A 21,107-nucleotide genomic window follows, 5' to 3' on the forward strand; every position below is an offset into this window, starting at 1 on the left:
TTCTAGAAAACCTAGAGGCTGTTTTTAATGCATTAAACTGATAATCATTCCAATCAGATAAAGGATTGTCATGATGCTCAAAAATACCAAATGCGTCTTTCGACTCATGACCACATAGCCTACAAATTCCCGAATGAAGGCATTAAGGCTAAAGTAAAATTTGGTTTTTGCCCCGTAGCCGATACATTTGATTTTCAATTGTCGTGCCAATAGCAGGGCTCTGAAAACGTGATAGTAATTGGTGACAAGGGCAAATCGACTGCCTGATTTCATCAGGGCATAGGAAAATTTCAAGTTTTCCTCGGTATTGGTTGATTGGTTTTCTATCACAATATCTTCCGCAGGAATGCCCTGTTCCAAGGCATAGTAAGCCATAGCCTGTCCCTCTGCCAAGAGTTCATCAGGCCCCTGTCCACCTGACATGATGAGCTTGCTGCCAGGATGTTTCTGGTAGATCGCTATGCCTTTTTCAATCCGCGAAGCCAAAAGTGGCGTTACCTTGTCACCAATCAAGCCAGCACCTAAGACCACCACATAATCAAGCTTGCCTGGGAAGAGATTGACCAAATTGACAAAGCTAGACGTGGTATAGAGCATGCTGATGATAATAGCATATGACACCAAAAAACCAACGTAGACGAACAGCATGTTGAAAAAGCTGATGCCTGAAAGGGATTGAACCACAAAGGGAGCGATGAAGAGATAGAAAGTCAGGGCGACTGCCAGTCCCATGGATAGGAAATTATGGAAACGAACCCCTTCTCTCTTCAAAATCTGAAAACCATTTAGATAAAGTGTGAAAAGCAGGACAAATGGACCACTTAACAAGGCTAAAAAGAGCACCATAGCCACAGCTATAGCCAGCAAGCGCAAGATTTCATTGTTTTCGAGAATGCCTGTTGAGATAATCCATGCCAAGGCCCAGACGAGGATGTTCAAGGCAAACAGGGAGATGAAAATCGACCGCCGCTCCCAGAAATAGATGAGAGCAAACAGACTGATAGCTGCTAAAAATAAGCAGAAAAAGACTGTCAAGACTAGTTTCCCCCTGCTACCATAGACTTAATGGGCTCAAAGGTCTTACGGTGAATGGGCGTGATGCCTAGCTTGTTCAAGCCTTCCAAATGCTCTGCCGTTCCATAGCCTGCATTCTTGGCGAAGCCGTAGCCTGAGAACTCCTTGTCATAATCCGCCATCATCTTGTCCCGCGTCACCTTTGCCACGATAGAGGCCGCTGCGATAGACAGACTGTTGGCATCCCCCTTGATGATAGAGGTTTGCGGTATGGAGGTATCCAACTTCATTGCATCTATCAAGAGATGTTCAGGCTCTTGGTTCAGCTTTCCCAAAGCCTCTAACATAGCTAACTTGGTCGCCTCGTAGATGTTGACCTGGTCGATGACAGCTGCATCTTTGACACCCACACCGACTGCCACGGCTCGCTCCATGACTTCTTGATAGATTGACTCGTGCTTGGACTTAGGAATTTTCTTTGAGTCGTTGAGGTAGCGAATTTTGCAGCCCTTTGGCAAGATAACCGCCGCAGCCACCACAGGACCTGCTAGAGGCCCCCGGCCGACTTCGTCTATCCCAGCGATTAACTCCACACCATTTTCATAAAGGGCTTTTTCGTAACATAGCATAGCTTCTAAGCGAGCGTCTTCTGCTGCTTCTTTTTCCAGCACCTTACGGCGTTTCTTGATAGCAGCCTGGACCCCTGCTCGATCATCCTGAGCTAGTTCCAACCAGGCAGGGCTGTCTAGACTGTCCACCTGAGCCAGCAGAGCAGTCACTTCCTTAATCGTTGCCATCTAAGTCACTCACCTTATCCAATGTATAGGTGCCCAAACGCCCATCTCGAACATCCTTGACAAAGAGGTTGTAAAAACGGTCATAATCATCACGGAAGCCCAGTTTCTTGGTCCAGTCCATGATGAGTTCAGGCGTTTCCTGCTCCAAATCCATGCCCTTGAACCGCTCTTGCAGGCGTTCTGGGTAGTTGACCTTGAAATAGTCCAAACCAAAAATAGTGACCTCGTCCATAGGCAAGAGCTGGTCCTTAATCGCACCAGTCAGAGCCAACTTCAGTCCAACTTCCTGGTCCTCAAACTTAGGCCAGAGAATACCTGGTGTATCAAGGATTTCAAGGTCCTTGTTTGACTTGAGCCACTGTTGACCTTTCGTCACACCTGGTTTGTTGCCGACAACGGCAATTTTCTTACCAGCTAGACGGTTCATGAGGGTGGATTTTCCAGCATTTGGAATACCGATAATCATGGTTCGCAAGGTCTCCTTTTGAATCCCTCTTTCGCGGAGACGTTCAATCTTGTCTTTCATCAGACTCTTGGCTGCGTCGGTCACCTTTTTCACCGTCGCTTGCTCTTTTGAGTTGATAGCAAGGGTACGGATACCCTGACCTTCAAAGTAGCTCTGCCATTCTTTGGTACGAATAGGGTCAGCCAAATCGACCTTGTTGAGAATCATGAGCTTGGGCTTATCGCCAACAATCTTGGTCAGCATAGGGTTTTGGCTGGATAGGGGCAAGCGGGCATCGACCAAAATAGTCACGAAATCAACGTACTTGATGTTCTCCTGCACCTGCCTGCGAGCTTTTGACATGTGGCCCGGAAACCATTGAATTGTTGCCATGGGGTCCTCCTAAATATGATTCATTGAAAAAAGCCGTAAAAACGGCTTGTTTTTTTATTATTATAGCAGAAAATCAATATTTTGTCTTTCTTGTTCCTCTTAAATTCTTTCCCGTAACTTTTCGACAAAGAGATAGGCTGCGGGACAAATCAGAGTATTTTTTATTGTTAAATTGTTGATTTGGTAAATTTTCTTGCGGTCAGTATGCGGAAATTCTCGACAGGCTTTGGGACGAGCATCATAGATACTGCATAGATTATCGCCTCCAAGGAAGGGACAGGGCATGGATTGAAATACCTTATCTCCGTCCTCATCCACACGCAAGTACATGTCCTCAAAAACTGGAAGTTTCATGCGCAAATGCTTGGCAATTCGGGTAATATCTGCTTCTGTAAAGAGTGGTCCCAACGTTTTACAACAGTTGGCACACTCTGTACAGTCGATTTCAGAAAATACTTCGGCATGAATATCTTGAACAATTCTATCCAAATTTTTAGGTGCTTTTTTCTTCAAATTTGCTAGAAATTTTCGATGTTCTCCTTGCTTCTGCTGGGCCAATTGCTTGTATCTTTCAATGTCGACGGTCATAAACTCTCCTTTTCGACCACTATTATACCACAAACTAGCTATTGAGCTCTGCTATTTTTCAAAATGCTGAGCTAAATTATAGCATCACTTAATAAGGTTAGTGTCAACATCTCAGCGCAGTGGTTGATTGGGTTTAACAGTCCAGTGGACTGTTAAAGGTTGGAGATAAGATTTGCGAAGCAAATCTCAGCAATTCGCGTTTCACACTCCAAATCTGACCGTTACGACTGTTGCGAACAAAGTTCGCTCTATCTCCAACCTCAAACTGTCTCCCAGACAGTTTGAGCTGTGCGGGGGTGGGAGTGAAACAGTCTGGGAATAGACTGTTTCAGCTCAACAACTAGAAATAAAGACTTGTTTGACGAACTATTTTTTCCCACTCCCAAAAATCCTGCGGGAAACTTCGGCTACGGGTAGACCAATAATGGTGTGAACATCCCCAGAAATACCGGCCACAAAGCGTGGGTCAAGCTCCTGAATACCGTAGGCACCTGCCTTGTCGAGTGGTTGTTTATCACGGATATAGGACTGAATCGCTTCTTCCAAGGCTGGATAATAGTCCACAAAATCAATCTGTGCAACCGTATAAAAAACATCCAGTGAGTGACTTGTCCGTAGGCAGACAGATGTTACAACATGATGGCTCTTTCCAAAATAGGAACGTAACATGGTTTCAGCTTCTGTCAAATCTTGAGGCTTGTTAAAAATTTGCCCATCTGATACGACGATTGTATCCGCAGAAATGTAGAGATGGCCAGTTACCAAATCCATGTCCGATTTGGCTTTGGAAATTTCACAACAGGTTTTTGCAGCTCGAGTGAGAAAATCATCTGTAGCGAATTGTTTCATAAAATGTTCTTCGATACCACGCTCATCCACTTCAACTGATGCGATTTGTGGTTGTAAAAATCCCAATAATTGTTTACGACGTGGGGAGTTGCTAAGCAGAACGTAAGTACTAATCTGCTCACGATCCCCCTCTTTTTGATATTGAAATACAGTTTGCATGTTTCCTCCAGTCAAAAACAGAGTCCGAAGACCCTGTTTTCAGATGATTGATTAATTTTCTTTTCTACGACCTACTGCCATGGCCAGTCCTGCAAGACCTAAACCAAACAGGCTGAGCGTCAGATTCATCTGGTCACCAGTATTTGGCAAGACTCCTGCTTTTGTAGTTTTTACTGGACTTGCTACTTCTGGTTTTTTATCTCCTACTTTTGGAGAATCAACTGGGACCTTCTTGTCCGTTGCTGAAGTATTTTGTGCTTGATTAGATGGTGAATCTGTATTTTCGGCTGGAACAGTTTCTGGATTTGATGCTGGATTTTCTGGATCAGTATCCAATAAAATCTCGATAAAGTCTGGGTAGCCATCTTCATCCGTGTCAATGCTTGAATTTACAGGAATGATACGTGAATATGGGTTGACAACCTCATAAGCTGATAAGTCAGCTGTCTTTAGGTATTCAGCAAAGACGCTGTCCATTGAAGGACCTTCTTCACGTGCTCCGCCAAGCATTGTGTAGCCGTCACCACCAGCAGCAAGGAAGTCATTTGTTGCTAAATAGTACGTTTTTTCAAGATCCAAGGCGTCATATTCGCCAGTCTCTGGATTAAGAATACCGATAAGAAGAACACGTTCTTCTACAGGAAGAGTTGGATCGTAGAATACATTTGCTCCTGAAATGTGTAGGAATCCACCACTAGCTTCAAAGAGTGGCATGCCATTTTCATCTAAAAGCATCTCGCCAGTTTCTGGATTCACTTGCAAAGTAGATGATAAAGACTTGGTAAACATATCATAAATTTGCTGACCAATCACAGTGATTTGCGAAACAATGTTACCAAATGGCAAGACTGCAATAATATCACCTTTTGTAACAGGCTGATCTTTAGCAATTGTTGCACGTAGACCACCACCGTTAGTCACAGCAAGGCTGGTTTTGTTTGAAAATCCTGTTTGACCATAGGCATAGATTGCATCCGTCACTGCATTCCCCAAGTTGGTTTCACGAACACGCACGTTTGAGCGGTCTCCGTTGAATTCCACTGGGTTATTTTCAATAACTACTTGAGCATTTTCAGCTTCATATTTTGCTTTAATTTCATCAACCAAGGCTGCGATTTTAGCATTTGGCGTCACATTTTTAGTATCCGCAGCAGAAATCAAACCAGCTTCACCCAATAATTTATCGGATTTCAAGGTTACTTTACCGATATTGTTCAAGTAAGAGCCTGTTTGATTATAAGTAACATTATCTCCATAGGTAGTCGCTTCTACCGTGTGGGAATGACCGTCGATAACAATAACACGTTTACCAGCTAATTTACTATTTTTAGAAAGTGCTTCAGCAAGAGTTGAGCCTCTCCATTCAACAGGCGTTGTAGAATCGACACCTAGGTGAGCTAGAATGATATAGTTCTTGTAAACACGATTATCTGCTAGAGCACGTGCTTCCACTTCGTCAATCACTTTATTGACTTCTGTGACTGGGTCGGTAAACGTTACTCCCTCAACATTTTTCGGATGGGTTTTTGTAGCAGTTTCAGGTGTTGTTACACCGATAACCACAAATTCATCACCTACAACAGTCGGAGTTTTATCGACGATAGTTGAAGCTTCAAAAACACGAGCACCATTAACGTAAGTGTTAGCACTCAATAGCGGGAAGTTCAAGGTTTCCTTGTACTTGATTGCTTGATCCATCCCAAAGTCAAATTCATGGTTACCAACAGCCATTGCATCATAGCCGACTTGGTTCATGATATTGGCGCGGTCTTCACCTTTTGTAGAGTTGGAAATTGGAAGTCCTTGGAAGGCATCACCAGCATCTACTACAATTGTATTCTCTACTTTGGCACGTTCTTCTTCAATGACTGCCGCAGCCTTAGCGTCACCGATGACATTCTTTTCTTCAAGAATACGACCGTGAACGTCGTTTGTGTGGATAATGACTGCCTCTACTGTTTCTTCCGCAGCAGGGACAACAGTTTCCTCCGTTGCTACGTTTTCAACTGACGTTGCTGGTACCGTAGCAGTTGCATCAGTCGTTGCTGGCTGATTGGTTGTGGTAGCTGCAGTCGTTGTCTCAGCAGCTTGTACTTGTTGAGCTAAAACAAATGGAGCCAACAAGAGTGTGGACATTACAGGCAACAAGATTTTTTTCTTTTTCATAAATAGACCTTTCTTCGGCATTTTTTATATCTCTATTATACACTTTTTAACAAAAAACAAAAACATTAAAATCGCTTACACGTAAAAAAGGTTCGAAATAAGCGAATTAGCCATCTAATCCGCTCATTTCCTATTTACCAAATACTATTTGTCCATTTGCAATGGTGTAAAGGACCTGTCCTTTCAGACTATCACCAACAAACGGAGAATTAGCAGACTTCGAGGCAAAATCCGCTGTGACCAACCGATTTGCATTTGGGTCAAAAATAACAAGATCAGCTGGGCCATTTTCAGCAAGATAGCCAGCATCAAGACCATAGAGCTTGGCTGGATTAATCGTCATTTTCTCCAACAATTGCACGAGTGTCAGATGGCCTTCTTCTACCAAGTGAGTCAGGCCAAGCGAAAGCGAGGTTTCCAAGCCTGTCATTCCTGAAGGAGCTTGCGTAAGGTCCTCTACGTTTTTCTCATCTGCGTGATGAGGAGCATGGTCCGTCGCAATGACAGAGATAACACCAGATTTCAACCCATCAATCACAGCCAAGCGATCACTTTCTAATCGTAGTGGAGGGTTCATCTTAGCATTGGCACCTTTTGTTAGAAGTAAGTCCTCAGTTCGTGAAAAATGTTGGGGTGCTACTTCTGCCGTGACGTTTGCTCCGAGACCTTGAACAAATTCAACCACCTTGACCGACTCGGCTTTGGATAGATGCTGGATATGAACACGCGCACCCGTTTCATAGGCAATCATGACATCGCGAGCGACCATGCTGTATTCTGCTACGCCTGTTGCTCCACAAACATGAAAATGTTTTTCAGCTACTTGCTCGTTTAGTCCCAAGACACCATTCAGGTCAGGGTCTTCTTCATGCAGGCTGATGAGACAGCCCTGCTCTTTGGCTAATTTCATAGCTTGTCTAACCACGCCAGCATTTGTCAAAGGAATACCGTCGTCCGAAAAGGCCACCGCTCCAGCTTCTAGCAAAGCAGGAAAATCGGTCAGGTTTTGCCCATCGAAATGATCTGTAATGGTTGCCACACTATAAATGTGAATAGCTTCTTTTTTAGCGGAATCCAATACTTCTTTTAAGGTTTCAACATTTGAAATCGTCGGATTGGTATTAGCCATCATGACAACAGAAGTAAAACCACCCGCTGCTGCAGAAAGAGCTCCTGTATGAATATCTTCTTTATGGGTCTGACCAGGTTCCCGAAAATGCACATGAACATCGACCAAGCCAGGAGCAACGACTAATCCTGTCGCATCAATCATCTGTTCAACGTCAGCAGAAATCGACTCCGCGATCTTAACAATCTTACTTCCGTCCATCAAGATGTCGCAAACCTTGTCTAAACCGGATTGCGGATCCAATACTCGACCATTTTTCACTAATAACATTCATATTCTCCTTTGTAGTACCAAAGCCATTACCATCTACTATCGAAGCCAATCAATTCCTGTTCTGCCTTGTGAAGTCAAGTAGGCATTTGCTTGTGAGAAGGGCTTGCTTCCAAAGAAACCTCGATAGGCCGAAAGAGGGCTTGGATGAGCAGATTCGATAACCAGATGTTTTGGATTGGTTATCAACGCCTTTTTCTTGCGAGCATAAGCACCCCAAAGAATATAGACAACAGGCTGGTCTAAGCTATTGACCACCTTAATAACAGCGTCCGTAAAAGGCTCCCAGATTTGCCCTGCATGTCCATTTGCCTGACCTGCTGGAACAGTTAAACAAGCATTGAGCAAAAGCACACCTTGTTCCGCCCAGGCTGTCAAATCATGATCTTGTTTGACGCCAATATCATCCGTCAATTCTTTTAAGATGTTTTGAAGAGATGGCGGAGCTGGTACCGAGTTCGGAACAGAAAATGACAAGCCCTGTGCCTGACCAGGTCCGTGATAGGGATCCTGTCCCAAAATAACTACTTTAACCTCTTCCAAATCCGTCGTTTGAATGGCAGCAAATACCTTCTCACGAGGCGGATAAATGGTTCCACCAGCATAAACATGATCTAAAAACTGATTGATTTTACCAAAATAATGCTCTGGCAACTGCGCCTTTATCAATTCGTGCCAAGCTGAATGTTCCATAAACTACTCCTAGTTTGAACTTTTCTCTTTAACAATATAAATCGGACGTTTCTTCGTTTCCAAGAAAACTTTTGCCAAATATTTACCGAGAATACCAATGGTCATCAACTGCAGACCTCCCAAAAATAGGATGATACAAATAGTCGACGGCCAGCCAATTGTAGGATCTCCGAACACCAAGGTTTTGAAAACCACAAAAACCATTAGAACTAGCGACAACAGGAAGGTGAAGAAACCTGTATAGGAGGCAATATTCAAAGGTGTATCTGAAAAATTGATGATTCCTTCAATAGAATAAGAAAGCAATTTCCAGAAAGACCAACTAGTTTCACCAGCAACCCTCTCAACATTCTCATATGGCAAGTATTCTGTCTCGAATCCAACCCAGGCAAAAATGCCTTTTGAAAAGCGATTGTATTCAGACACAGATAGAATAGCATCTACCATGTGACGACGCATGAGACGGAAATCACGGGCACCGTCTACTACCTCGACCTGGCTGATTTTATTCATCAATTTGTAGAATAATTTTGCAAAAAAGCTTCGAATCGGTGGCTCACCATCACGACTGACACGACGGGTTCCAACGCAATCTAAATCTGGATTTCCATCCAACATAGCCTTCATTTCCATCAACATTTCAGGTGGATCTTGCAAATCAACATCCATGACAGTCACTAGCTCACCTTGTGCAGCTTGTAGACCTGCATAGAGAGCAGCTTCTTTCCCGAAATTCCTTGAAAAGGAAAGATAGCGAACAGCTCGGTCTTGACCAGACAATTGGCGTAAAACCGTTAATGTCCTATCCTTTGAACCATCATTGACAAAAATATACTCAAATTGTTCCCCCATCTCCTTACGAACTTTCTCCATAGCATCGTAAAAATAGGGAATTGCCTCTTCTTCATTAAAACAAGGCACGATAACTGAAATCATGTTCTTCTCCTCATACGGTCAATTATTGTATTCTCAAAATACGTTAGAGACTATTATACCATTTTACAGGATAAGTTCCCAGAAATCGTGCGTGGGCTCGTTTTAAATCTAGTCTTCCTGCCAAGTTTCTTGATTTTGACGGAACTTTTTAAGTAGATTCAAACCATCTGCATTAATATATCCCTGTACTTTTGCGACCTTGATTAACTCTGAATAATTGCTGAGCGTCACCAATTTCACGCCAGCATTGTCAAAATTACGATCTGCCTTCGGCAATTCATAAGTAAAGATTGCCACAACACCAATAACGTCAGCGCCTTCACGCTCAGCTGCTGCTACGGCATCTAGAACAGAGCCTCCAGTAGAAATCAGGTCTTCAACGACAACCATTTTTTGTCCCTTGACGATGCGCCCCTCTAATTGATTCCCTGCACCATGGTCTTTTGGTTTGCTACGGATATAAGCAAATGGCAAATTCATCCTGTCTGCAATGATAGCGCCATGAGGAATACCTGCTGTGGCCGTTCCGGCAATCACCTCAACCTCAGGAAATTCCTCTTCAATACGTTGGACAAAGCCATCTTCAATCAGATTTCGAGTTTCAGGATAAGATAGTGTAATACGATTATCTGTATAGATAGGGGATTTGATACCTGATGCCCATGTAAACGGCTTTTCAGGGCGCAGATGCACTGCCTTAATATCCAATAAGTGTGATGCGATTTCTGTTGCTAGTGTCATAATAGACCTCCTTCTAAATGCGTACCATTCCAACATGACCATCCCGCCGAATAGCCTGTCACTTCTAAAGTATTGGTTCAATCTATGAACCCTACAAAAAACTATATTTATCCCTGTTGAATTCTTACAGATTTCTCCTAGTCCACCATTTCAATCCATGAATCAAAATACTGTTCAATGAAATTAGTTTTCTCTTTTATTTCTGTCACGGTAAGTTTTTCATCAAGACCTGTCAGAACCCATTTATCCTCAACATCATCTCTACGATGGATAATCGCGACCAATTTCCCCTCGAAAGCTGTCAAAGGCTGCCGAACAGCTTTGGAAATGATGTAAACATCTTGTTCTTCACCATCTCCAGCCAATAGATTTGGAATGTAGCCGTAATTGATGGGGTACTGGTTACCAAATTTATCAATATACCCGATAGGTCTATCGATGATAACCTGATAAACCTTATCCACGATTCCACTCCTCTTTAATAGACAAATAGGTCTGGTAAGGATGGTCGGCTCTCGTAATCGGGCGACCTACTACGATGTAATCACTACCGATTCGAGCAGCATCTGCTGGTGTCATAACTCGTTTCTGATCGCCTACTTCACCGCCAGTCGGACGAATCCCTGGCGTCAGGCACACAAAATCAGAACTTGTGGCATCTTTAATCAAAGCCACCTCATGCGCTGAACAAACCACCCCATCAAGACCAGCTTCTTGTGCTCTTTGAGCATAATGAACAACCGCTTCCTGCAAACTAGTCTGTATATTCTGGTCACTTCTCATCTGCTCCTCTGAGGTAGAGGTCAACTGAGTGACCGCTATTAAAACAGCATCCTTACCCAATCCCCTTCGTGCTGCCCGCATCATCTCAACACCACCAGCAGCGTGAACGTTGGTCATATCCACACCGAGTTTTGCCAAGACTTTCATAGCAGACTCGACGGTATTAGGAATATCATGCAGTTTCAAATCTAGAAAAATACTGTGACCACAGCCTTTCAAATAATTGATAATACCTGGTCCCTCCGCATAATACAACTCCATTCCAACCTTTACATAGAGTTTCTCATCTGGTGGAAACTGTTCCAGAAAAGACTGAACTTCTTCTTTACCTGCAAAGTCAAGGGCAATAATTGGTCTTGTTTCTTTCATAAAATCCTTTCATTTACACAAAAATCCCTGCCAAATCGGTCAGGGATGTGCACGAGTTCAGCTTGAAAATCACCTTTCAAGCCTATTACATGACACCTTCCTAGCCTCTCTGGACTTAGTTAAAGGAGATATTTTCTTTATATTACTCTTTTATTTTACCTTTGTCAATGCTTACCCAAGCTATGTCTGATTTCTCGGCGTAAACCTTCCAAACTATCAATACCATAAACTTCCATGCATTTTGGCAAGTCTTGAATAATCTTTGGACAAGCAAATGGGTCTGTAAAGTTGGCTGTTCCTACCCCTACAGCTGAAGCTCCTGCAACCATCATCTCTATAGCCTTGTCCGCCGTATCCACACCACCCATACCAATAATCGGTAAATCAGTCATCTGAGCAACCTGACGAATGAGTTTGAGAGCAACCGGAAAAACTGCTGGACCTGACATTCCTCCTGTACCATTTGCCAAGATTGGTTGTCGAGTTTTGAGATTGAATCGCATACCAACCAAGGTATTTATCATCGTCAAGCCAGTCGCTCCAGCATCCTCAGCAGCCTTGGCCAACAAGGTTATGTCTGCCACACTTGGTGTCAGCTTAACGTAAACAGGGACAGATGAGGCTTCGACTGCTGCTTTTACTGCTTGATAGGCTAATTCTGGTACCTGTCCAATCAAGAGACCATTATTTCCGTGGTCCACATTGGGACAGGAAATGTTCAGCTCGATAGCTTTTACGTTTGGAGCCTTTGAAATTTTTCCAGATACATAGGCATATTCTTCGTTGGAAAAACCTGCTACATTGGCAATGATGGGCAAGTCTGGAAAATGCTGTTCCAACCAGGGGAGTTTTTCGGATAAGACGGCATCAACGCCTGGATTTTGAAGTCCAATGGCATTGAGCATACCTGCTGGTGTCTCGGCTACACGGGGAGTCGCATTGCCATAACGAGGATGACGGGTAGTCGCCTTAATCATAATGGAACCAAGCTGATTAAGGTCATAATAATCTGCATACTCCTGACCAAAACCGAAGCAGCCAGAGGCTGGAATGATGGGATTTTTCAAGTCCAAGCCTGGTAAGGAAATCGCTAATCGTTTTGTCATTTCAACCTCCTATAAAATCAGACTGCCAGTCGCAAAGACTGGACCTTCCTTGCAGACACGCTTGTTCTCGTGTTCTTGTCCCTCTTTGGGTTTGACAACACAGGCATAACACGCCCCCATCCCGCAAGCCATCCTAGCCTCCAGTGAAATGTAGGCATGAGCATGGTCCTGAAAGCGTTGGTCAACATAGTTCATCATAGCAGGTGCCCCACATGAGTAGATGGCAGCAAACTCGTTTGTCAGCTGTTCAACGACCGTTGCGACATTCCCCTTACGCCCATAGGAACCATCATCCGTTGTGACATAGACTACCCCGTAGCTTGCCAGTTCCTCTTCCAAAATGACAGCCTCTTTGGTGGCAAAGCCAATGACTGACGTGACTTTGGCGCCACGGTTCGCCGCCTGTTTCGCCACTTCCACCAAGGGAGGAACACCGATTCCTCCGCCAATGATGAGAATGCGGTCATCTTCTTTGAGAAAGTCTACTTCAAACCCTTTCCCAAGCGGTCCCATGACATCCAAATACTGCCCAACAGTCATTTTCGAAAAGACCTCCGTCCCTTGACCTTCCACTCGGTAAATAATCCGACATTGAGACTTATTCCTATCAATCTCGGAAATAGATATTGGTCTCCGCAAGAGCATGGAATCATCTGGGACACGAATATGGATAAACTGCCCCATTTTCATATCTTGGACCATATCCCCCTGCAAGGTCATAGCAAAAATTCGTGGCGCTAGTTGGACTTGGTCCACCAGTAACATCTGTTCTTTTAAAATCATCTTTTCTCCTATTCTATATAACAATGACACAGAAAACAAGAAAGTCGATATAGAGAAAAAAACCTTGCTGGCTAGCAAGGTTACACGAAAAGAAGGCAGCATTTGCCCTATTTATCACGTTCCCTTCTTCGCCTCTCTGGACTCAGTTAAAGGATATATTTTCAGCATTATACATTTTTTAGAATAATTTGTCAAATCATGTTACAATAGAGGTATGAGAATCCAACAATTATACTATATTATCAAAATTGCAGAAACAGGCAGTATGAATGAGGCTGCCAAGCAACTCTTCATTACCCAACCCAGCCTTTCCAACGCTGTACGGGACCTGGAAAAAGAAATGAAAATTAAAATCTTTTTCCGTAATTCTAAGGGCATTACCCTGACAAAGGATGGCATGGAGTTTCTTTCCTACGCTCGTCAAATTGTTGAGCAGACCGAACTATTGGAAGACCGCTATAAAAATCCGAATGCAAAACGCCAACTATTTAGCGTCTCTTCTCAACACTATGCCTTTGTCGTCAACGCCTTTGTCTCGCTTTTAAAAGAAACTGAAATGGAAGATTATGAACTCTTCCTACGTGAAACGCGGACCTGGGAAATCATTGATGACGTTAAGAATTTCCGCTCAGAAATCGGAGTGCTTTTCCTCAACCATTTCAACCGTGATGTTCTGCTGAAACTTTTGGATGACAATCGACTATCCTATACAACTCTCTTCACTGCCAAACCACATGTATTTGTCAGCAAAACCAATCCTTTGGCACAAAGAAAGTCAATCACTCTCGATGATTTGGTAGATTTCCCCTATCTCAGCTACGAGCAAGGTATTCACAACTCCTTCTACTTTGCAGAAGAAATTCTAGCCCAGGAACACCATAAAAAATCGATTGTCGTATCTGACCGTGCCACACTCTTCAATCTCTTAATCGGTCTGGATGGCTATACAATCGCAACAGGTATCCTCAATTCAAATCTTAACGGAGATAATATTGTATCCATTCCTCTGGAATTTGACGATGAAATCGAATTGGTCTATATCCAACACGAAAAGGCATTGCTGTCCGACATGGGAGAAAAATTCATCAATTACCTACTTGAAGAGGTAAAATTCGACCAAAAATAAATACCATTTTATATAGACAAACAAAATACAATATGTTATGATACATTTATGAAAGACGTTGAAAAGAAAAATGAAAATAATTCATTTTTCTTTAAGGAAACGCTTTCATTTTTTTATACTCTATGCTATAATACATGTATCATATATATTAAGGAGTGGTTAGATGGCTCAAAATAAAATGTTAGCTATGATTCTTGCTGGTGGACGTGGAACACGTCTAGAAGGGTTGACAAAAAAAGTCGCCAAACCAGCGGTCGCATTTGGCGGAAAGTACCGCATTATTGACTTTCCTCTCAGTAACTGTGCCAACTCAGGTATTGATATTGTCGGAGTTTTGACTCAGTATGAGCCTGTTCTCTTGAACTCATACGTTGCTCAGTCTCAACGTTGGGGGCTTGATGTACAAGGATCTGGTGTCTTTGTATTGCCACCGAGTGAAAAAATCGAAGGTTTCGGACTTTACAAAGGTACAGCCGACGCTATTACACAGAACATTGATTTCATTGATCTTCACGATCCAGAGTACGTATTGATTTTGTCTGGTGACCACATCTATAAGATGAACTACGACAAACTCCTTGATACACATATTCAGAAAAAAGCAGATGCCACGATTGCGGTTATCGAAGTTCCAATCAAAGAAGCTTCACGTTTTGGTATCATGAATACGGACGAAGATTACCGTATTGAAGAATTTGAAGAAAAACCAGAAAATCCTAAGAGCAATTTGGCATCAATGGGTATCTATATCTTCACTTGGAAGACCTTGAAAAAGTACCTTCAAGAAGATGACAAATTGGACACTTCATCTCACGATTTTGGGCATGACATCATTCCGAAATACTTAGAAGATGGCCGCACTCTCATTGCCCATCCATTCCGTGGTTATTGGAAAGACGTAGGAACCGTTAACAGCCTCTGGGAATCCAATATGGACTTGATTGATCACGCTGGAGATTTGGACCTTTCTGATCGCTCATGGAGAATCTATTCAGAGGATAAGGGATCTCCTGCCCAAGTCATTGGTGCGACTGCAACTGTTAAATCTGCCTATATTGATAAAGGAGCAGTTATTGATGGTACAGTAGAACATTCTGTTATTTCAACAGATGTACAGGTCAGCCAAAATGCCGTCGTAAAAAATTCTGTCGTCCTGCCTGGTGCTATTATCGGCGAAGGTGTTGAGCTTGACTACGTCATCGTCGCTGAAAATATTAAAATTGCTGACGGAGTTAAACTCACAGGAGACATCGACCATATCCTCTTGATCGACAAAAATGTAACCAAGTAAGAAAGGACTGCTATGCTAAGAAATACTCTCGGAATTGTAAATATTGAAGGAAACAACGTACATTTTGGTGATGTGATGAAGCACCGTGGCGTACAAGCTTTCGGTTTCTTAGGTCGTTATCGCCTAATTGACTTTGCTCTATCCAATATGTCAAACTCTGGAATTACAGAATTCCAAGTATACATGCCTGCCGAAATGCGTTCAACAATTCAGCACGTTGGTACAGGAAAACACTATAATATCAACAGCAAACGCGGTACCCTTCGCTTGCTCAATAGCGCAACAGACCCAAATAGTGTCTATCGTCATGATATTAACGCCTTCACAGAAAACATCCACTACATCGAAAATTCTACAAAAGATTATGTGCTAGTTGCTCCATCTTACTTCATCTATAGCCAGGATTTTTCAAAAGTCATGGATGACCATATCGCAACGGATGCTGATATTACCGTTCTTTATAAAAACGTTTCAGATGCTAAAGAAAATTTCATCGGCTGCCAAACTCTCAAATTTGGTGAAGACCATCGTGTCGTAGCTTTTGAGGAAAACCATGGTAAATATAAAAACCGTCCCGTTTCCCTTGAAGCCTACATTATGAAACGGACTACATTTATCGACTTGATTAAACGTGCTAACAAAGTGTCATCTCTCTACTGGTTAAAAGATATTTTACGTGATACAGTTGACCAGTATAAGATTATGGGCTATGCACATCGTGATTATGTCGCATGTATCAATACGACTGCTTCCTACTTCAATACTCAAATTGAATTGATTGACCAAGATACCCGCAAACTCCTCTTCAAACATGATTGGCCAATCCATACCCAAACAAGTGATAGCTCACCATGTTTGTATGGTCCATTGGCAGAGGTCAAACGTAGCCTAATTTCAAACGGGGCAAACATCAATGGTCAAGTCGAAAATTCAGTCATTGACCGCGATGTTATCATCGAAGAAGGCGTTGTTATCAAAAACTCAATCATTCTCAATGGCGTGACAATCAAAAGTGGGGCAAATATTGAAAATGCAATTATCGATAAAGCAACTAAAATTATTCACCCAATTGACATCAAGGGAAGCGAAACTTCGCCTTCATACTTGAAACCACACCAAATCATTTAGGAGCTAACATGACAAAAAAATCTGTTCTCTTTGTAGCATCCGAGGGACTTCCGTTCATCAAGACTGGCGGATTGGCTGATGTTATTGGCTCTTTGCCAAAAGAATTGGTAAAACAGGGTTTAGATGTCCGAGTCGTTCTACCACTCTACAAAAAAATTGCAGTAAACAATCACTCTGATTTCGATTACGTATCAAGTTTTGATGTGCGGGCTGGCGACATCCAATCTATGGCAAATGTTTACAGTCAGGTTGTTGATGGAGTAACATTCTATTTTATTGAGCACCGCGATTTCTTTGAACGCGATGAACTATATGGATATGACGATGATGCCATGCGTTTTGGCTATTTCCAACATGCTACATGTCGTCTGTTGGAAGCACTTCATTTCTTCCCGGATGTCATGCACACACATGACTGGCACACTGCTTCCCTTCCATTTCTTTGCCGTACTTTCTATAGCTACCGCGAAGAATTCCGCAATATCAAGCATGTATTCACTATTCATAACTTGGCTTTTCAGGGAATTTTCCATAAACAAGCGCTTTGGTCAGCCCTTGGCATGGACTATAGCTACTATTTGGATGGTATTGCACGTTTTCATGATGAATGTATCAGCTTCATGAAGCTTGGTATCCTATACGCTGACAAGGTTACTACAGTTTCTGAAACTTATGCTCGCGAAATCCTAACGGAAGAATTCGGCGAAAACATGCAACATGTACTAGAGTTACGCAAATATGACTTGGTTGGCATTGTCAATGGTATCGACTATGATAGTTGGGATAGTCAAACAGACCAGTACCTTGTGAGAAATTATAGTCTTGAAACGATTGAAAGTAAAAAGGCTAATAAACTGGCCCTGCAAGCACAATTTGCCCTTCCACAAGATGAGAATGTCCTATTGATAGGTATCGTCTCTCGTTTGACATGGCAAAAAGGGTTCTATCTCTTGACCGAGGTACTTGGCCATCTTCTTCAAGCCCATGTCCAATTTGTTATCTTAGGCAATGGTGAGGAAGACATTGAAAATGCCTTTAATCACTTTAAACACGCCTATCCTGATAAATTTGCATTCTACCGTGGTTACAATGAACCACTTGCCCACCAAATTTATGCAGCAAGCGATCTCTTCCTCATGCCTTCTATGTTTGAACCATGCGGCATTAGCCAGTTGATTTCAATGCATTACGGAACACTCCCTCTAGTGCGTGAAACAGGTGGCTTGGTTGATACTGTAGCACCATACAATATGTCTACCAAGGAAGGAACTGGTTTTAGCTTTGGAGGGCGTGACGCTTACAATATGCGACAAGTCTATGATTTAGCCCTTCAAACCTACTATGATCGTCCCGATGACTGGCATGCCATGGTTGAACAAGCTATGAAGCGTGATTTTAGTTGGACAGCTTCGGCAGAGAAATACATCTGGCTCTACCGTGAAATTAGTGGTTAGGAAATAAGATGAAAAAATAAACTGAATCGGAGTGGGACCCTAGTCCACTCCTTTTCGGCAATGGAGATTGCTATGACAGAATTTACTGACCTAGATTTATATTATATGAATGCTGGTGAACATACCACTCTTTACGAAAAAATGGGTGCTCATATTATAAAAGAAGGAAACAAAATTATCGGAACCCAATTTCGTGTCTATGCCCCAAATGCCAGAGAAGTATTCTTAGTTGGCAACTTTAATGAGTGGCAACGCAGTCACTCTATGGAGCGTGAAATTGATGGTGTGTTTCAACTTTATGTAGACGGATTAAAATCCCTTGAAGATTATAAATATCTGATTATCACACACGATGGGCGTGAAATATATAAGGCTGACCCTTATGCATTTTTCAGCCAAGTTCGTCCAGACACTGCCTCTACAACCTACAATTCGCGTTATAAATTCAAAGATGACCTCTGGATGTATCATCGTGTTAACTATGATTTTAAAGAACAGCCAGTATCCATCTACGAGGTGCACTTAGGTTCGTGGAAGCAAAAATTTGCTAATAAGAATGAAGGAGGAGCTCCTGTAGAAGCTTTCAATAGTTATAAGGAAATTACTCCACTTCTCATCGAACATATCAAGGAAAATAACTACACACATATTGAATTATTGCCAATTACCGAGCATCCTCTCGATGCGTCTTGGGGCTATCAGGTAACAGGCTACTACAGTCCAACTAGTCGCTATGGCAAGCCAGATGAACTTAAGTATTTAGTTGACCAATGTCACCAAGCAGGAATCGGAGTGATTCTTGACTGGGTACCACTTCATTTCTGTAAAGATGCTCATGGGCTCTACCAGTTTGATGGTAGTTGGCTATACGAGTACTCCTACGAACAAGATCGTGAAAACCACCAGTGGGGGACTGCTAATTTTGACCTTGGAAAAGGACTGACTCGTTCTTTCCTTCTTTCTAATTTAAAATACTGGTTGGAATATTTCCATTTTGATGGCATCCGTGTTGATGCACTATCTTATCTCCTCTATTGGCGTGGTGAAACAGATGAAGATAAGATAAATCATGCCGCTATTGACTTTATCAAACGTGTCAATGCCATGGTCCATACCGACTATAAGGGAGTCCTGATGATTGCTGAAGACTCTTCAAGCTTCCCTAAAGTCACACATCCTCTAGAAGATGGCGGTATTGGATTTGATATGAAATGGGATCTGGGCTGGATGAATGATACACTAAAATTCGTGGAACGCCCTGCTATTTATCGAAAATATCACTCAAATGAAATCACTTTTGGTATGTACTATAACCAAAACGAGCAATTCTTACTACCACTTTCGCACGACGAAGTTGTTCATGGGAAGCATTCCATTATCGAGAAGATGAATGGCGACTACGAAGATAAGTTCCATCTGGCTCGAGTCTACTACAGCTTTTACTTTGCCCATCCTGGAAAGAAATTACTCTTCATGGGAAATGAATGGGGTCATATCCGTGAATGGCACGAATATACAGAAATGGACTGGGGACTGCTACAATTTCCAATCCACCATTCTTTCTATCAAATGATGAAAACATTATCTACTTTCTATAAAGAACATGATGCTTTCTGGAAATACGACTACCAAGCCTATGAAAAAGGATTTAATTGGGTAAAAATAGATGAAGAAGCAAGCCTGTATGCTTTTTCTCGCACTAGCGATGAGCAAGAAATCTTGACCATTCATAACTTTAATGATCAAGAACTATTTGATGTACACTTGGATTTGCCAGCTGACAGCGAATATAAACTTGTCTTCTCATCTAATGCTATTCCAATGGACACATTTAGCCTCTATCCCGATGAAAATGGAGCTAGAATTACTGTACCACGTTTGACCAGTTTTTATCTAGAGCGTGTGAAATAATTATCTATAAAGAATGGAGTATTGAACCGACCCCAATTTTCTATCTAACTTTCGGGGTGTGGCTCACTTATTCCATTCTTTTTGCATGCAAAAACAACCACCGTTTCCGGTGATTGTTCCTTTCTCTTATTCAACACTTGTATATGTTGCAGCTTTCTCAAGGAAAGTATCAAACTCACCACTTGCTTTTACTTCTGCGATAACCTTGTCTATCGCAGTTTTTAGTTCTGTACTACCTTTTGGCAAAGCAATGACTTTCGAATTTTCATCAATCGTTGGAAATTCAACGGATGCAACGGCTAAATCTGAATTCTGTGAAACATAACCAGCAGCAACTGGAGAATCCATTAAAATAGCATCAACTTTTCCTGATTTGAGCTCATTTACAGCTTCACCCATCAAGGTTAAAGAAATTAGGTTAGCTTGACTAATATTTTCCTGTGCGTAGGCTTCCTGTGTTGACCCCTTTTGTACCGCAAGAGTCTTCCCGCTCATAGCATCAATTGAAGTGAGTGAATTGGCGCTATCTTTTTTGATAAGTAAGACATCAGAAATTTGATAGTAACTTTCAGAGAAATCAAAAACTTTTGCACGCTCTTCCGAATAAGATAGACCAGCAATTGCAATATCAGCTTTACCATTTTGAACGCTAGACAATACATTGTCAAAACTCATTGCTGAAACTTCAAGCTTGACCCCAAGTTCGTCGGCTATTTTTTGAGCCAACATAATATCTGCACCAACAACTTCATTCTTTCCATCAACTAGTGCCTGAAACTCGAATGGAGCATAGTCTGGACTAGTTGCCACTACCAATGTTCCTTTTTCTTTAATTTTATCTAATGCAGATTGTGATGACGTCGAAGAACAAGCTGCCAATGTCAGTCCTGCTAAAACTGTTGCTACTAATGCCAAGATTTTTTTCATATTTCCTAAATACCTTCTCTTTATTTTAATAAAATACCTATTCTAAAAA

General features: G+C 42.2%; 20 protein-coding genes. 5 read left to right on the forward strand and 15 right to left on the reverse strand.

Translation table 11 applies throughout. The features are described 5' to 3' along the window. Positions 1-24 precede the first annotated feature (24 nt). The 14 genes from K5Q34_RS01185 to K5Q34_RS01250 form a co-directional block, all read right to left on the reverse strand. Entirely contained in the window at positions 25-1,035 is a 1,011-nt protein-coding gene (locus K5Q34_RS01185) for a YdcF family protein (RefSeq protein WP_208546402.1), read from the reverse strand. A 2-nt stretch (positions 1,036-1,037) separates the two neighbouring features. Then, positions 1,038-1,811, reverse strand: a complete 774-nt coding sequence (locus K5Q34_RS01190) for a ribonuclease HII (RefSeq protein ID WP_208546401.1) — start codon at positions 1,809-1,811, stop codon at positions 1,038-1,040. Next, positions 1,798-2,649, reverse strand: a complete 852-nt coding sequence (gene ylqF, locus K5Q34_RS01195; RefSeq protein WP_208546400.1) for a ribosome biogenesis GTPase YlqF — start codon at positions 2,647-2,649, stop codon at positions 1,798-1,800. The genes K5Q34_RS01190 and ylqF overlap by 14 nt, the downstream gene beginning before the upstream one ends. Before the next feature lie 99 nt (positions 2,650-2,748). Next, positions 2,749-3,237, reverse strand: a complete 489-nt coding sequence (locus tag K5Q34_RS01200) for a YkgJ family cysteine cluster protein (protein WP_002936504.1) — start codon at positions 3,235-3,237, stop codon at positions 2,749-2,751. Positions 3,238-3,603: 366 nt separating this feature from the next. Then, on the reverse strand, positions 3,604-4,245 hold the full coding sequence (locus K5Q34_RS01205; protein ID WP_221864369.1) for a nucleoside triphosphate pyrophosphatase: 642 nt from the start codon (positions 4,243-4,245) through the stop codon (positions 3,604-3,606). Positions 4,246-4,296: 51 nt separating this feature from the next. Next, positions 4,297-6,411, reverse strand: coding sequence for a cell surface ecto-5'-nucleotidase Nt5e (gene nt5e / locus K5Q34_RS01210; protein WP_221864370.1), 2,115 nt, complete (start codon positions 6,409-6,411; stop codon positions 4,297-4,299). Positions 6,412-6,541: 130 nt separating this feature from the next. Continuing rightward, complete coding sequence (locus tag K5Q34_RS01215; protein ID WP_205027936.1) at positions 6,542-7,810, reverse strand: dihydroorotase; 1,269 nt, start codon at positions 7,808-7,810, stop codon at positions 6,542-6,544. A gap of 39 nt (positions 7,811-7,849) precedes the next feature. Further along, entirely contained in the window at positions 7,850-8,503 is a 654-nt protein-coding gene (locus tag K5Q34_RS01220; protein ID WP_002939547.1) for a uracil-DNA glycosylase, read from the reverse strand. 9 nt (positions 8,504-8,512) lie between these two features. Beyond that, a complete protein-coding gene (locus K5Q34_RS01225; RefSeq protein WP_013730366.1) occupies positions 8,513-9,439 on the reverse strand; it encodes a glycosyltransferase family 2 protein in 927 nt (308 codons plus the stop codon). 108 nt (positions 9,440-9,547) lie between these two features. Beyond that, a complete protein-coding gene (pyrE, locus tag K5Q34_RS01230) occupies positions 9,548-10,180 on the reverse strand; it encodes an orotate phosphoribosyltransferase (RefSeq protein WP_014637891.1) in 633 nt (210 codons plus the stop codon). 137 nt (positions 10,181-10,317) lie between these two features. Next, on the reverse strand, positions 10,318-10,644 hold the full coding sequence (locus K5Q34_RS01235) for an inorganic diphosphatase (protein ID WP_172115271.1): 327 nt from the start codon (positions 10,642-10,644) through the stop codon (positions 10,318-10,320). After that, on the reverse strand, positions 10,637-11,332 hold the full coding sequence (gene pyrF, locus K5Q34_RS01240) for an orotidine-5'-phosphate decarboxylase (protein ID WP_172115273.1): 696 nt from the start codon (positions 11,330-11,332) through the stop codon (positions 10,637-10,639). The genes K5Q34_RS01235 and pyrF overlap by 8 nt, the downstream gene beginning before the upstream one ends. A gap of 164 nt (positions 11,333-11,496) precedes the next feature. Then, positions 11,497-12,438 (reverse strand): dihydroorotate dehydrogenase, encoded by a 942-nt coding sequence (locus K5Q34_RS01245; protein WP_221864371.1) that lies wholly within the window; start codon positions 12,436-12,438, stop codon positions 11,497-11,499. Between the two features lie 9 nt (positions 12,439-12,447). Next, positions 12,448-13,221, reverse strand: coding sequence for a dihydroorotate dehydrogenase electron transfer subunit (locus K5Q34_RS01250; RefSeq protein ID WP_239514761.1), 774 nt, complete (start codon positions 13,219-13,221; stop codon positions 12,448-12,450). A gap of 214 nt (positions 13,222-13,435) precedes the next feature. Between K5Q34_RS01250 and K5Q34_RS01255 the strand changes: the two genes are divergently transcribed. The 5 genes from K5Q34_RS01255 to glgB all read left to right on the forward strand — a co-directional run bounded on the left by K5Q34_RS01255 (position 13,436) and on the right by glgB (position 20,131). Further along, positions 13,436-14,347, forward strand: coding sequence for a LysR family transcriptional regulator (locus K5Q34_RS01255; RefSeq protein WP_012775137.1), 912 nt, complete (start codon positions 13,436-13,438; stop codon positions 14,345-14,347). A gap of 163 nt (positions 14,348-14,510) precedes the next feature. Further along, positions 14,511-15,638 carry a glucose-1-phosphate adenylyltransferase gene (locus K5Q34_RS01260; RefSeq protein ID WP_105095332.1) on the forward strand — a complete coding sequence of 376 codons (1,128 nt, stop codon included), beginning with the start codon at positions 14,511-14,513 and terminating at the stop codon, positions 15,636-15,638. 12 nt (positions 15,639-15,650) lie between these two features. After that, the gene (glgD, locus tag K5Q34_RS01265; RefSeq protein ID WP_009909890.1) at positions 15,651-16,766 is read left to right on the forward strand and encodes a glucose-1-phosphate adenylyltransferase subunit GlgD; all 1,116 of its coding nucleotides are present in this window, start codon (positions 15,651-15,653) and stop codon (positions 16,764-16,766) included. A gap of 8 nt (positions 16,767-16,774) precedes the next feature. After that, on the forward strand, positions 16,775-18,220 hold the full coding sequence (gene glgA / locus K5Q34_RS01270; RefSeq protein WP_221864372.1) for a glycogen synthase GlgA: 1,446 nt from the start codon (positions 16,775-16,777) through the stop codon (positions 18,218-18,220). A 72-nt stretch (positions 18,221-18,292) separates the two neighbouring features. After that, positions 18,293-20,131, forward strand: a complete 1,839-nt coding sequence (gene glgB, locus K5Q34_RS01275; RefSeq protein WP_167786512.1) for a 1,4-alpha-glucan branching protein GlgB — start codon at positions 18,293-18,295, stop codon at positions 20,129-20,131. Between the two features lie 126 nt (positions 20,132-20,257). Here the strand turns inward: glgB and K5Q34_RS01280 are convergent, their stop codons facing one another. Next, positions 20,258-21,058: a transporter substrate-binding domain-containing protein gene (locus tag K5Q34_RS01280; RefSeq protein ID WP_024385261.1), complete on the reverse strand. Its 801-nt coding sequence runs from the start codon at positions 21,056-21,058 to the stop codon at positions 20,258-20,260. Between the last annotated feature and the right edge of the window lie 49 nt (positions 21,059-21,107).

The organism is Streptococcus sp. 2018110 (assembly GCF_019754115.1).
In the GTDB taxonomy this organism is placed as follows: Bacteria; Bacillota; Bacilli; order Lactobacillales; family Streptococcaceae; genus Streptococcus; species Streptococcus hashimotonensis.